Source organism: Pseudoalteromonas sp. A601, assembly GCF_002165575.1.
Classification (GTDB): Bacteria; Pseudomonadota; Gammaproteobacteria; order Enterobacterales; family Alteromonadaceae; genus Pseudoalteromonas.
The window spans coordinates 199258-213102 of record NZ_MXQF01000007.1 but is presented as its reverse complement, the minus strand read 5'-3'; the positions used below and the strand labels follow the sequence as shown (position 1 = coordinate 213102).

The following is a 13845-nucleotide window of genomic DNA, read 5'->3' as shown; positions in this document are numbered from 1 at the left end:
TCAGCCGTCACACTGCGCGATTGGCTATTTGCGCCATCGCTGATAGTTACATTAACCGTAGCACCAGAATCAGCACCGCTTCCTTGAATAAGCACATGCGCATCTTCTACAGCATTGATCCGACCATCTACTTCAATGGGCGTGGTAATACTCGGAGTACTCACATTAGTGTCAATCGTTATTGTAGTACTCGTACCATTGGTGATATTACCAGCAGAGTCCGTCGCACGTGCCATAATGGCATGCGAGCCACTGGACATAGCTGAACTTGCTGTGATACTCCATACCCCACCAATAACAACTGCGCTCCCTATTGAGCCATCAATACTTGAAATAAGAGTAATGCTGTCACCTGTAGTACCGGTTCCCGTAAAGGTCGGTGTGGTATCGTTTGTAATATTATCTGTGTTAGAAGCACCGCTATCACTTGCTGCTGACAAGTCTGGCGAACTCGGAGCGATCGGCGCAGCAGTGTCTATTGTAATAGTCAACGCACTTGAGCTACTACTCACATTACTTGCAGCGTCAGTTGCTTTTGCTGAAATAGCATGATCTAAACCGCTAGTTAAAGCACTGGTTGTGATCTGCCAATTACCACCAGTCGCCGTAGCAGTTCCTATTACCGTTGCTCCGCCACCAACTTGATCACTATACAAAGCAACCGTTGAGCCACTCTCAGCAGTACCACTAAATGTTGGCGTAGTATCACTGGTAATGTTGTCTGTATTAGATACCCCTGAATCTGAAGCCACGTCTAAATCTGGGGTTGAAGGTGCATTAGGCGCTACATCATCCGTGACTGTAATAGTAAACGCTTTTTGAAACGTGGTCGTAGCATCATTACTTTGTACGCAGACAATGTAACTTCCTGCACTAAGTGCAGCTTGCGTTTGAATTAAGCTGCCACTGATCTGAAAACTACTATTGTTTGTATCAGCGCTACATGTGCCGCTTACACTTGCACCTGAGCTTACAAACGAATAACTGTGGCTGTCGCTAGTATCTACATCTGAGGTAGAAAGCGATCCTATATTAGCAGCCACCCCAGTTGATGATTGATTGATACTTGCCGATGATAGCGAAATATCAGTTGGGCTATCATTTAGCCCAGTAATGTTCACTACAGCTTGATTTGTACCCGTACTGTTTGCTACCCCATCATTAAAAACATAATCCAAAGTCACTGCGGATGATGGTGATTCTGAACTATTTTGATAGGTAATGCTTTGCAGCACTGAGTCAACAATGGCAGAGGTCGCATTCGCATTAAAGGTCAGTACTAACGTACCTACTGAGTTGGTGGTTACCGTGCCGACCGTGGTCGAATTATAAGTAAATGTATTACCCTCAATTAGCACCCCCAATAAGCTATTGTTCGCAAAGACATCTTGCGTACTTGCTCCACCGTTTCGACTAATGGTTAAGCTGGCATTATTATAATTACCTATCGCGCCATTAAGAGCATCGAGCTCAGTATCAGCAATCGTCACATCAGAGTCGATAACAATTGCCGAGCCATTTTCAGTAAAGGTCGTACCGCCATTCAAGCTACTAAATACAGGAGCGCTATTTGGCTCAACAAAAGTGATAACAGTATCGCTCCCACTGTCAGCCACACTAAAAGCTAAATTTGCCGCTGGGGAGTTACTTAGCGCCAGCGTAAGCTCTGAAATATTAAAATCAGTGGCATCTGTATCAACTTCTAATGTACTAGTACCATTAAATCGCACATTGGCACTTGAAAGCCCTGTCACAGCTGTAATAGTTAAGCTATCACCTACGGCTAGATCAGTGATTGTATCCCCTGATAATTGTGCCACACTACCAACAAAGTTATCGCTACCGGCATTGCCTGTCATCGAATCAGTACCACCGCCAGGGCGAATGGTATCTGCACCGCTACCACCAGTAATAGTATCATCGCCGTTAAAATTACTGGCCGAAATCGTTAATGCGTCACTGCTAAAAGCTGAAGCATTTATTGTTAAATCTGCTGTAATTTCGCCGCCACTCGCATTTGCAACTGATACAGCTTGACCATTTGCATTAAAATTATCAGTTAAAATTATCGTCGTATTATTGTCAGTCCCTATTGCGATTGCTTCAACCGCAGACACTGAAGTACTGGTGAAATCAAACGCCCCACCATCCATCAGTTTCAGTGTTTCAGAACCCGCGCTCCCCGTTATCGCAGTGCTAAAATTACCAATATTAGCCGCATCAATAACCACTGTTGCGCCGCTAGCTAACGAAAGAGTGCCTATATTTAAAAATCCACCGCCGCTAATGTCTGCACCATCAGTGACTTGTACTTGGTCGGCAACACTACCCTCGCCAATTAAGGTGCCTGTGTATGCGCTGCTACCAATTGCAAAAGTGATTGCATCTGTCGATGAACCGGCGGTTACATTAGTCGTCCCCGTTGATACGGTGATGGTTCTGGTATTTGTACTGTCATCAGCTACATCGTAGCTTTCAATACCAGTTAACGTTGTAAAATCACCATCACCGGTGATAGTAATCGTTTCTGAGCCTGGTGCGGTTATGGTGCCTATAAAGTTGCCATGCTGACTGGCCGTCATCGACACTGATGCGCCCGACGCAAGTGTTAAATTAGCCACATTACTGATGGTCGCATTAGTAATATTTGCGGCATTATTCATCGATAACGTATCAGCAACACTATTTTCGCCGGTAATTGTTCCCGTATAAGCTAGTGTGCCAATATCAAACGTAATAGCATCACTTGCTGAGCTCGCTGTTACTGAGTGCCCTGCACTACTAATAGCAACCGTTCGTGCATTGCTGCTGTCATCCGCTATTGTATAGTTTTCAATTGCAGAGACTGTTGCGAAATTACCGTCACCTAAAATAGTCAATGTCTCTGTGCCACTACCTGTTACCGTACCGGAGAACAATGCTAATTGTGATGCAGCAATACTTGCTGAACCGCCACTGGCTACAGCCAAGTTTTCAAAGCCGCTAATCGTGGCGCCAACAATACTGCCACCACTACCAATAGATAACGTATCAGTACCCGTATTGCCCGCTAAAATACCCGTTGCAGCAAACGACCCCACATTAAGAGAGTCATCCCCTGTACTGCCCGTAAAATTTTGCCCCACAGCGCCAAGTGTGAATGCATTTGCCGCAGCAAGTACATACGTTTCAATCGCACTGTTACCTACTAGCCCATCCGTTGCTGAACTAATGGTTATTGTTTCACTACCCGGTGCCGTAAACGTTGAAAAATTATCGTGCTGCAATTCGGTCATCGTTACACTTGCACCGCTGGCAAGCGTTAACGATTCAAAAGCAGAAATTGTTGCACCGCTAAGATCAGCCCCAGCGCCGACCTGTAATACATCGGTGCCTGCAGCACCGTTTAGTGTTCCAGTAACTGCAAAGGCATTAATATTAACCGTATCAGCTGCGCTGCTACCAGTTACATTTTGCGCTGCGCTACCAAGAGTAAAGGTCATTGCTGCGCCAAGCACATAAGTTTCAATATCTGCATCGCCAGTGAGTGTTTGATCGCCGTTCGCACTAGAGATAGTGAACTGATTCGTACCTGTGCCATTTATGGTGGTGAAACTCTCGTGCTGCGTTTCACTTAAAGTCAATGAACCATCGTTATAGGGGGTGAGGGTTTCAAAACCGGTCAACGATGCAAAACCGGTAAGGTCAGCACCATCAATTACATTGATAGTATCTGTTCCACCGCCACCATCGGCGGTTGATCCCGCAATATGTAATGCATTACTAATAGTTAGAGTTTCATTATCATTACTAAACGTTATTGCAGGACTTAAATTTGTGCCATTTGAAGTATTGAAACCAGCGGCTATTGAGCTTGCTGCAGTCACGTTCGCAATGCTGATACTTGCACTTCGGGTTACACTATTTTCTGTACCATCGTTAATGACAACTGTGATATTTCTGGCTGTGGTATTGGGGGTAGAGCTGGTGTTGTTATAAGTTATTGCCCTTAAAAAACTAGCAACCTCTGCGGTACTTGCGCTTGCACCAGTAATAGAAATTGTATCTTGTAGAGTAATGTCTGAGGCACCTGATATACCACCAAGTGCATTTTGTGCCGCCGCTGAAACACTCAGCCCTTCTAAGGCACCATCTTGGTCGTTAGTTAATGACACCGTTATTGTTGTTATTGTGTCTGCATCGCTATCAGTTACGTTAGCGCTGGATGCTATATTTACCGCACCATTACCTTCAGTAAACGAAACAGAACTATCTGATCCAGCTCCTCCTCCATTTAAATCAACTACAGGGGCTGAGTTTACTGGAGCTGACGATAAATTATTTATGGCAAGGTTATCAATTTTCACCCAGCCAAGAATTGAATTGTCACTGTAAGCTATTTTTAACCATTTTATCCCCGTAAATAGTGCACCAGAAGCATTTACTGTCTCGCTATCACCGTAAGGCAAACTCCCGCTGTTTACTTCACCTCCTTTATCCGTTGTTAACCGTATGACTTTATTACTCCCACTGCCGTTATCGTTCTTAACATATAAACTAGATAAATTAAACGTTTCGTTATTTGTAAAATATATTTTACTATAAGTCTGATGTGACGAATTTGTGCCTACTTGAGCATAACCAACGTAATAATTATATAAATCTTTCTCACCATCCGCTCCAGATTTAATTTTTATGCTGTAAGTGGTGCCAGGGATTTGATAACTTTTACAGTTCGCATAGCCAGTAGGTAAATTATCAAACGTTAATGTACTGTCAAAAGCCAATACATCTGAAAAGTCCTGTAGTGCATGCTCTGAAAAAGGTCGGTTAGCAAAATCCACGTCGCCTTTAACGATTTCTAAATCCCAATCCCCTCCTTTGCTAGCATTACCCGTTAAATCATCAGAAGCAGCAACATCTAAATCCGTTGCTTGATTAAATACTGTTAAAAACTGCTCACCCTGCGTATCTTTGCCAACATCACAACCATAAAAAAATATGTCACCACCTGATGCAACTGCCCCTTTAAACACCTGCATAAATTGTGTGTTTTTTTCAACCACCGCGGTATTTATTGAGCTGTTTCCAAGTAATACTTCGCCACTGCGCCCATGAGCAAAAATACTCACGCTCTGTAGATTATGATAATCAACTAGTAGTGCTTCAAGTTGCTTAATGCCAGACTCATTAGCTTGCAATTCAACTATTTCAGTACCTATTTTGCGTTGCCCGTAAAGTAAGCTTTTATCAGGGACAGCCGCATCAATAATGATCAAATGCTTAATAACATTGGCACTTTCGATCACCAAATCATTTTCACCCGGCGCAACCGATTGCTCACTTTTCACCTTATCTTTGCTAACCTGACCAGACCTAAATACGCTTACGCTGTGCTCAGGCTGCGCTGGTAATTGAGCGTATTCACTAACAGTAACACCAGCCACTTGAGTAAGCCCTAGGGCTGAACCGACAAAGATAGAAATTGGAGATAAAGAGAAATGCAGCATTGGTTTAGTCCTCTAACCATATTGTATAAAGCGTTGCTTTAGTACTACTTATTTAAAATGTTAAGGTGTTTTTTGTGTGATTAAGCTTGCGTTACTACCTTGTGGATCCAGCCAAAAAGCCATATCGCTGTATTTTTTAAACAATTCAGGAGGAAGCACCGTTTTGCGGCCGGTAAATTCCACCTTTTGCTTCACCGCATGTAACCCCTCTGCTCCCAAGTTTTTATCAAATTCACTAGCGTTATAGCTGACATTTTCAAAATCATGCTGATAACCAGGCAAACCTAAAAACTGATAAATCAGCGCTAGGCTATTTTCTGGTTTAGTCACCAACAAGTCATAATCGAGCAACAACAATTGCTCTGAAAACTCACCATAAAAACCTTCTTTTAACGCAGCCCACGCACTACCAAATGGCCCAAGATTAGACGCAATATGCTCACAGCGGGTATACACGTTTTGCCGCGTTGCAGCGGAATATATACGACTAAATTCAAGGCTGTTTTTTCTGTAAATACGCTCAAAACTATCCATCACCCATGCCGGGTTTCTTACTAAGCAAATCACCTTAAAATCATTGCCAAATAAAGTATTTAGTACGTTAAGTTTTGCGGTCCATAATCGGTTAGTGTCAAACACGACTGGCTTTTCAACTTCCTGATAATAGCCAGAGCAAATAGCTCGACATATATTCAGTCGCTGGACCGAAGTAATACTCGAAGCGAACTCACTCCCAGAACCCATTTGCTCCAATAGGTTAGTGACAAAGCCAGCAACAGGCGTTGACATATCAGCGTGAAAATCAGGGTTTTGTCTTAATATACTCGCCAATAATGTTGAGCCTGCTCTGGGCAAACCTGCGATAAAATGATAACGATGCTGCATAAATAATTAATTCCGACTCGGGAATAACCCCTGCAAAGCAATAACGTAGTTCATTGCAATGGAAGGTGTGCGAATATCCATAGCTTGATTACCACCAGATAGAGACACCGTCCCATGTAAACTATTAGCTGGCAGCGTCAGTGGCACATTTGTTTGTGCTGGGATATCAAACGAATCCACACTCACATTACCAAGGCTAAGTAAGGATGATGGCGCAGTTTGATAGATCAATTCTTGTTTATCAGGGCCACCACCAGCAACAACCGTAGCCAATGCCGCACCTGCTGTAGGCTCACCTGTATCGGCATTTTGTGCCGTTGCAATATTTGCAGTACCGGTCACATCGGTTATGGTTTGCCCTGGAATACTGACTGAGACTGACTGCGCAGAGCTTGGCAATGACACTGTGCTATGCATTGAAGGTAAATAGGGTTGTGAAATATATACAGATTCAACGCCTCCTTTTTGACCAAGCTTATAACCGCTCAAGCCGGGACCATAACCATAGCCAATAGGTGCTCGCCCCCGTATATCTGGTAACGCCATAGTGGTACGGCCGTCACCACCGTATATCGTCCCAATAATAGAAAAAAGCGCAGTATTGCTACTAATCGGCAATAACTGCCCGTCGCACATAGCCCAACTTCTTGGGGCAAAGTTACCCGCAAATATTTCTACATCGCCAATATATGGATCTGCACTCATAATTTATTTCCTCTAAATTTTATATAGTTATAATTGCATTCCAGCACTAATATTCGCTAAAGATGCAAACCGATAACCAGAGATGCAGCCAAACTGGCTAGAAATAATATCTAGTACCACCGCTCCCTGTTTAGTTTGTACAATTAACCCTGCTGATTTATTGATTGTTAAAATCGTACCCGCAGGCTCAAAAAACTCATTTTGCTCAATAGTTGAAGCTTGCAACACGTTAATTTCACCCAACTGAGTTATCAAAATAAAACCCCCATATAGTGGATTACCTGCTTTTGCTGCAGCAACGAAATCATTAGCACTATGAGTTTTAAAAGATAAAGTTATGGCTTCGCGGGTGATTGGTTTTGCAGTATTTGGTAAGACTTGTTTTTCATTTAATGATTGCCAAGTGATCATATTTAGCTTCGCCATTACATTTACTAAAGCAGACGCTAACGCTGAAGCCACTCGTAACGACAAACTTTGGTAGGTATCAAACGGATGAATCACAACAGATTGCAGCGCTGTATTTTCATTACTGTTGAGTCTTTGCAAAGTGGTAGGCAGTTCATTTTGCTGTGTTCTGATATGCCAATATAAACTATTGGTCCATTGATGACTCTTAGCTATACCACAGCACAGTCCATAAGCTTGGCCATGAAAAAATTTAATAATTTCATCATCCAATGCTCTTGCTGTAAAACACGAAACTGCGATTGATGCATGCCATTGATCAAGTTGAGCTACCAATTGATCATTATTGTTCCACCTGGTGAGGTTTATATTTAATGCCTCACATTGGGCGCGTAACTGTTGCTGCTCATGTTGAATATGTTGTGCTTCGTCATCAACAAAAACCACCGTAACCAGCAGTTCTGCTTGCAACAGCAAATTGATTGTAGGCATAGCCAAACAACTTGAAGTAAAAAGTACTACACGATTAACTTGCTGCATAACTCACCTGCTGCTCGGCTTTAGTTGGCAAAAACCCTGTTAATCCAGTCAGCTTGTAATAAAAAGTAATTTTGTCTGTCGAACTCAGTAGTAAGTCATCCACGGTTGAACTTTGCGGCACAAAGTCGATACATACATTGAGTAAAGGTAATGGATGGGTAATGCCTGATTGATATTGAGTCAGCCAGTGATCGTTATAAGTCATCACTTGGGCATAAAGCACCAATACATGCTTACTTGCATCTTGCGTATTTTCAGGGATCGCCAATGTGTTACAACACACAACCTGCTGCTGCCCTAAATTAATAATATCAAGGTTTAATAAACTATAGCGGTCAAGGGTCAGTACATTTCCTAATTCAATTCTTTCATTTAAAATCTCTGGATTAGGTTTAGCACTCACCTCCCCTTTTGCTGAAGCCTGCCACTGTTCAATATACTCACGTTGACACTTCACTAATGCTGCATTAATGGTGGTTTTACAAGGCAACATCACACCGTGACTACTTAATTGGGTCGCAAAGTTTTTACAAATACTTAAATGCGCCTCTTTTGATAAACCATGTTGAAATGCTTCTGCAATAAAAATATCGTATGGTTTCTCCCCTTGATATAACACTGCATCACTTAAAAATACGCCATCAAAATAATCACTGAGATCTAACTCATTTATTAATGTATTGAGAGACTTAATAGCACCTGGTTGAATATCGATAAGTGAAACTCGCACTGTTTTTGGCGAGATCAGGTTTTGTTTATCCATGTACAACAAAATGGGTAGCAATAACGGCGCAAAAGGCCCACATGCCGGATAGGCAATATTGATCTGAGCACTGCGCTTTAATAAATCTGTTACCAACTCAAATATTGCCTTATAAAAACAGCTATTGCGGTGCACATCTTTAATTGTGGTGGTGCAATTTAAAACCGACATAACCAAACCATGCTGATTAATAAATTGCTCGGTTATTTCTGACTCTTGCAACTGAGCTTGATTAAGGCAATGCATTGCTTGCTCATAAGCGTCTGAGAATAACTGCTTAGTTAATGCTTCATCATGAATCTGATTCAGAGCTTGGCTGGCAATTGCTATAAACGATTGCTGCAAGGTTATTGCAGTTGTAGGTTGTTGAGTAAGCGAACGAATTTGGTTACGTAATGCTTGGTTTAGTAGCCCCGTAACCATCGGATCTTCTGTAATATAAGCAGTAGCTGATTTAGGCAAATGCGGGTTTGACATCACAACCTCCTGCATTAACATTGAATTGTGTTGAATCATGTAATGCCCAGATCAACCCTTTGAGCCAGTCATTTACTTTACAATCTACAACCAAATTTATACGGGGTGTTGAGCCTGCATTTTTTACACTATGAACAGCATCTGCATTTATATACCATGCACTATTATTGCTCATGGGCACACGGTGGCCATCAACATAAAATTCAATATTGGCAGAGTAACCTAAACAAATGTGTATACGGGCCTGTTGTGACTTTTCAACACTCAAGCCGTGATCCCGATGGGGTTTGATAAAAGAATTTGGATGCAAACGCATTAAACGAGCCGACAAAATCTCGCACTCAAAACTAGCAAGCAGACCCTCAAATGCACTCAGTAAATCTAAATTTGGTCCGTCAATCCATTCACATGCAGCTTCAATAGCGAATGCCTGCAAAATACGATGACTATAAAGGTGCTCTTTTGGCACTTTAAGCTCAAGCACATCCCACTTACCCTGATATTCATCAGTATTAACATGCTCCAGCCAAGTTAACTGCTCAGCAATTAACAAGTCATCAGCAAGGTTAAACTCACTAAGTGGGATAGGTAATTGAGTAAATGTAATCGGCTGAGTAAACATATCTAAGCAGTCCCTGAACTATGTTTACTGAGGATAGACAAATTCTTTGTTTTAAAATATTACAGCGTATTACAGCAACGCTGTAATAAATCGAAAATCATGGCTTTGTAGTCTAAACTGATGAAAACATTAATTAAGGTTGAGGCAAACTTGCAGCTTAAAGATCTCACTACTCAACATCTGGCTTTAATTTGCAATGACCTAGCAACACTGCGGTTACAGGCCGACCTCACCCTTGCACCGAAAATGCCGCACTTTGCAAATAAGCCATACCCGATTGGCCGCTGTAGAGAAATTCGTGACGAAATGTTTAACCTGTTACAAATAGCATTACAGCAAAGCCAAAATCCGGGCTTAAATTTGCTAAGAGACGGCGTCTCGCAAGGTCATGTTATAAAAAAAGCATGGGGATCACTGCGAGATGAATATTTTCAAAATGCCCTGATTTTTGGCCCCTGGTATATCGATGTTGCCAACGACACCGTCAATGCCAATAAACCTCGAGTAGAGATTTTGCCACTCGCCACATCGCAATTTTCAGCAATAACCAGCTTTACACAATTTACAAAAATTGCCCGTTCGTATTGGCAAGTAGACATCTATAAAAATGACGTTTGCCCTGCATTAGCGCCATACATGCCACTACTATGTGTTGGTATAAATGGCGTAAGTTGGTTGGCAGCCGCCAATGACGATATGCTATCGCTCGCAATAGCGAGTCAATTTGAAGCATCCATAGCAATTCTCAATACATTACCAAGCCCTCCTGAGCATATAAAAACACGGTGGGCGAACCTATTAGCCACATTAAATAACAACCCATTTTTAGTTAATCATGGCAACCCAATTAATTATTGCCGTCAGTACCAACAAAGCTTACGCCACCCAGATATTGCACAGCGCGATGGTGCAGTAATTGCGTATTCAAGCTTGCCAAAATCACTCTAATCTAAGCCCACACAATGTAATACCCTGTAATAGAAAAGCCTGACGTTATTCATATACTCCATATTGAGTACAGCAATGAGCTTTGCTCAAAAACCTATTCAATAAACAATTTAAGGAGAAATTTATGAGTACATTTAAAGTGAATATCCCAGCAGGCCCAATCTGGGATCAAAAAGATGCAGAAGAAAAAGCCCCCGCCGTTGCCGCTGCACACCAAGGTAAATGGACGGGTCAATGGAACACAGTAGTACAGAGCCAAATGAGTGTTGTTGAAGTTGAACTTGAAGTAACAAACACTGGTAGCAACTCATTCAAAACCAATGTATTAGCCGGCCCACTTTGGAGCAATGACGAAGCTCAAAAAATAGGTAAAACAATCGCTGCGTCATACGGCGCAGAATTTACCGGCGAGTGGAAAACTATCGTAGAAGGCGTAATGAGTGTTATTGAAATCCAATATAACTTTTAGTCAGTAAAAAGCTAAATCAAACAGGTAGAGTGAATGGTCGAATATTGTGAAAAGGAATGAGTTCAACCTCAAGGTTAAACCATAGACTGGCTCTATTATGGGTTTTTAACCTTGTGAAAGATATCTAATTTGCGAAACGACCGACTTTCCCTTGTTGCTAGTATAAAGCGCTATAAAACCTAGGCTTATAGCGCTTTAACTGGTTTAAACTAAAGCGTTTGAAAACCTTGCCATGCTAATTGCAGCGCAAGTAATGTTAAAACAGCACGAAAAACAGCTTTAAATTTAGCCACAGATATCCGCTGTAATAGCTTTAAACCAAGCCAAGTACCGAGCACACCACTTATTATCATGGCCGTCACCAGCGGCAACCACTGCCAAAAAGAAAACCCTACAAAGCCATACAAAATAGCTTTAAAAGTATGCTGCACACTCATACAAGCTGAAAAAGTAGCGGTATACCTTAATTTATCGTAATTGTTAACGTACAAACAACTGCCTACCAACGGGCCACTCGCGCCAACAAACATCGATAAAAATGTGGTGACAGCTCCCGCCATGTAACGCCATAATTTTGAGGTTTCACGTAGCTTGGGTGTCACGCCCCATAGTAAATAAAGTACAAACCCCGCCACCACAATTTTCATCAATTCAAGTGGGATACGTGTCACAATCGACGACGCCGCAAATACTCCCACTACCCCACCCAGTGAAAAATACACAAACATACTTTTATCAAGGTGTTTAAAAGTCAGCATAAACCTATTGGCATTAGATCCCAATTGCACTAACCCATGCACCGGAATAACAATACTCATCGGCAATAACGACGCCATCACCACCAATAACATCAACCCACCACCAGCCCCAAAAGCCGCCGATATCATCGACGTAATGGCCGATAAAACAATCAGGCCAATAACGCTGAACGGCGTTAATAAATCACCGGCTAAAAATTCCATGTAGCACTACTTAGCAATACAACAACATGATAGCAAAGTTACCATGAGACAAAACAAGTTACGAGTACCTAAATAGCTAACAATCATCATCACTTGAATACATAACCGCTTTAAAACAGGCATAAAAAAACCCGCAAACTTGATTACTCACATTTGCGGGTTTCTTAGAGTTTTTAAATCAACGAATTTAAAAACCGATATTGGTGGATTGGGGTAACACCTCGCCCGAAAAGCCTCGATTATTACAGGCAACGAAAAAACAACAAGTTATATTATAATCAAAAAGTTAGTATTTCGTGTGATTTCACTAACTGTTGTATTATTTCATGAGTTTGAGCATTATGTGGACATAGTTAACGTTCGATATTATATTAAGTTTTGGGTTTATAGTTATTAGCTGGCAATCACATATAAAAGGAATTGAAATGGGTATAACATTATTCAATACTGAAAATTTACCTGAGGGTTGTATTGTAAAAGAAACTTTTGTGATGATACAAGCCGCTGGCACTGCCTATGTACCGATTAAAGGGATAGCCCGTGGTATATTGCAGCGCAATAGAAATGAATATCAAGAGGTTATAGATTCATTTGTTGATAATGCACGAATTAAAACGAATGCTATTCTAGGTGTCCAAGTATCAACATCATCGTAAAAGTTCAGTAATGGTACTTTTTTATACATACTTACATTGGCACTCCGGCTATTATTGGAGAGAATTAATTAACTTATGTCTTCATTAATACCTCACTCCACAAAAAAACACCTAGACAATTATATTAACCTAATTGGCGATGAAAAAACCTTTACCTATGCAGTTCTCGAATTAAGATTTGCAATAGAGGCAATAGTCTATAAACAAATTGAGAGCTATGGAAATAAAGTTCCACAGCAAATAATTGAAACATGGCAACCAAACAAAAGTTTTAAGATGCTATGTTATTTCGATGAGAAAGCTAATAAATCATTGGATATTTCTTTGGCTGAAGGTGATGGCTCAGAAAACCCAAAAACACTGAGTTACAAAAGCATCGGAAGTCAAAGAGTATTTAACATTAAAAAACTCAATAAGATGTATAACACCCTTGGGAATTTTTTACACTTGCCTAGCTTAAAATCAGTGAACACACCTAATTACGACAAAAATGTTAAGGTTATAGAAAAAATCTACACAAATTTAAATGATATTGTTTCGAATGGAAATATACACATTCGTGGCTCTTTCGTTGAAGCGAAATGCCCATATTGCGAAAAAATGACTATATTACCTAACTCAATATTAAATGAAGAATCTCCACAGCATTACAAATGTACGAATCAAAACTGTTGCAAGCTTTTATTAGGTTCTTTTAACTGCGGAAATATTAAGCTTAAAAAAGTAGGAGTTCAAGTTCAATGCCCAAAATGTAAGCATTCTACATTTATTGATGATTCAAGTATTAATAGTGTGTTGACTGCGGTAGAACTCGATATTCAGTGTGATGGACAAGGCTGCGATCAAAGAATAACATTTAGGCCATGTAACATAGCCTGAAGCTTGTAAATACTTTTTTAGTACATAGCAAAATTAAAATGG

Annotated in this window: 11 protein-coding genes; 4 read left to right on the top strand and 7 right to left on the bottom strand. The window is 41.0% G+C overall.

The window, feature by feature from the left end:
• The 6 genes from B5G52_RS07995 to B5G52_RS07970 all read right to left on the bottom strand — a co-directional run.
• On the bottom strand, nt 1-5489 hold a 5489-nt coding region (locus B5G52_RS07995; protein WP_140394310.1), incomplete at its 3' end, for a DUF4347 domain-containing protein.
• A 60-nt stretch (nt 5490-5549) separates the two neighbouring features.
• Nucleotides 5550-6374 (bottom strand): sulfotransferase, encoded by an 825-nt coding sequence (locus B5G52_RS07990; protein ID WP_087532118.1) that lies wholly within the window; start codon nt 6372-6374, stop codon nt 5550-5552.
• Between the two features lie 6 nt (nt 6375-6380).
• Nucleotides 6381-7079: a phage tail protein gene (locus B5G52_RS07985; protein WP_087532117.1), complete on the bottom strand. Its 699-nt coding sequence runs from the start codon at nt 7077-7079 to the stop codon at nt 6381-6383.
• A gap of 27 nt (nt 7080-7106) precedes the next feature.
• Nucleotides 7107-8027, bottom strand: a complete 921-nt coding sequence (locus B5G52_RS07980) for a hypothetical protein (RefSeq protein ID WP_087532116.1) — start codon at nt 8025-8027, stop codon at nt 7107-7109.
• Nucleotides 8014-9267, bottom strand: a complete 1254-nt coding sequence (locus B5G52_RS07975) for a hypothetical protein (protein WP_087532115.1) — start codon at nt 9265-9267, stop codon at nt 8014-8016. Before B5G52_RS07975 ends, B5G52_RS07980 begins: the two co-directional genes overlap by 14 nt.
• Entirely contained in the window at nt 9245-9889 is a 645-nt protein-coding gene (locus tag B5G52_RS07970) for an aspartyl/asparaginyl beta-hydroxylase domain-containing protein (protein ID WP_087532114.1), read from the bottom strand. Before B5G52_RS07970 ends, B5G52_RS07975 begins: the two co-directional genes overlap by 23 nt.
• A gap of 120 nt (nt 9890-10009) precedes the next feature.
• Between B5G52_RS07970 and B5G52_RS07965 the strand changes: the two genes are divergently transcribed.
• Both B5G52_RS07965 and B5G52_RS07960 read left to right on the top strand, forming a co-directional pair.
• Nucleotides 10010-10837 carry a hypothetical protein gene (locus B5G52_RS07965; protein ID WP_087532113.1) on the top strand — a complete coding sequence of 276 codons (828 nt, stop codon included), beginning with the start codon at nt 10010-10012 and terminating at the stop codon, nt 10835-10837.
• Nucleotides 10838-10961: 124 nt separating this feature from the next.
• Nucleotides 10962-11306 carry a mannan-binding lectin gene (locus B5G52_RS07960; protein WP_087532112.1) on the top strand — a complete coding sequence of 115 codons (345 nt, stop codon included), beginning with the start codon at nt 10962-10964 and terminating at the stop codon, nt 11304-11306.
• A gap of 209 nt (nt 11307-11515) precedes the next feature.
• Here the strand turns inward: B5G52_RS07960 and B5G52_RS07955 are convergent, their stop codons facing one another.
• Nucleotides 11516-12268 (bottom strand): sulfite exporter TauE/SafE family protein, encoded by a 753-nt coding sequence (locus tag B5G52_RS07955; protein WP_087532111.1) that lies wholly within the window; start codon nt 12266-12268, stop codon nt 11516-11518.
• A 425-nt stretch (nt 12269-12693) separates the two neighbouring features.
• On the opposite strand from B5G52_RS07955, the gene B5G52_RS07950 reads away from it, so the two are divergent.
• Complete coding sequence (locus B5G52_RS07950) at nt 12694-12924, top strand: hypothetical protein (protein WP_087532110.1); 231 nt, start codon at nt 12694-12696, stop codon at nt 12922-12924.
• 75 nt (nt 12925-12999) lie between these two features.
• Complete coding sequence (locus tag B5G52_RS07945) at nt 13000-13803, top strand: hypothetical protein (protein WP_087532109.1); 804 nt, start codon at nt 13000-13002, stop codon at nt 13801-13803.
• The last annotated feature ends 42 nt before the right edge of the window (nt 13804-13845 follow it).

What these genes read in the sequence shown, in the direction of transcription:
- B5G52_RS07990 (WP_087532118.1), bottom strand. Translation starts at nt 6,374, where the DNA reads ATGCAGCATCGTTATCATTTTATCGCAGGTTTGCCCAGAGCAGGCTCA.
- B5G52_RS07985 (WP_087532117.1), bottom strand. Translation starts at nt 7,079, where the DNA reads ATGAGTGCAGATCCATATATTGGCGATGTAGAAATATTTGCGGGTAAC.
- B5G52_RS07980 (WP_087532116.1), bottom strand. Translation starts at nt 8,027, where the DNA reads ATGCAGCAAGTTAATCGTGTAGTACTTTTTACTTCAAGTTGTTTGGCT.
- B5G52_RS07975 (WP_087532115.1), bottom strand. Translation starts at nt 9,267, where the DNA reads ATGTCAAACCCGCATTTGCCTAAATCAGCTACTGCTTATATTACAGAA.
- B5G52_RS07970 (WP_087532114.1), bottom strand. Translation starts at nt 9,889, where the DNA reads ATGTTTACTCAGCCGATTACATTTACTCAATTACCTATCCCACTTAGT.
- B5G52_RS07965 (WP_087532113.1), top strand. Translation starts at nt 10,010, where the DNA reads ATGAAAACATTAATTAAGGTTGAGGCAAACTTGCAGCTTAAAGATCTC.
- B5G52_RS07960 (WP_087532112.1), top strand. Translation starts at nt 10,962, where the DNA reads ATGAGTACATTTAAAGTGAATATCCCAGCAGGCCCAATCTGGGATCAA.
- B5G52_RS07955 (WP_087532111.1), bottom strand. Translation starts at nt 12,268, where the DNA reads ATGGAATTTTTAGCCGGTGATTTATTAACGCCGTTCAGCGTTATTGGC.
- B5G52_RS07950 (WP_087532110.1), top strand. Translation starts at nt 12,694, where the DNA reads ATGGGTATAACATTATTCAATACTGAAAATTTACCTGAGGGTTGTATT.
- B5G52_RS07945 (WP_087532109.1), top strand. Translation starts at nt 13,000, where the DNA reads ATGTCTTCATTAATACCTCACTCCACAAAAAAACACCTAGACAATTAT.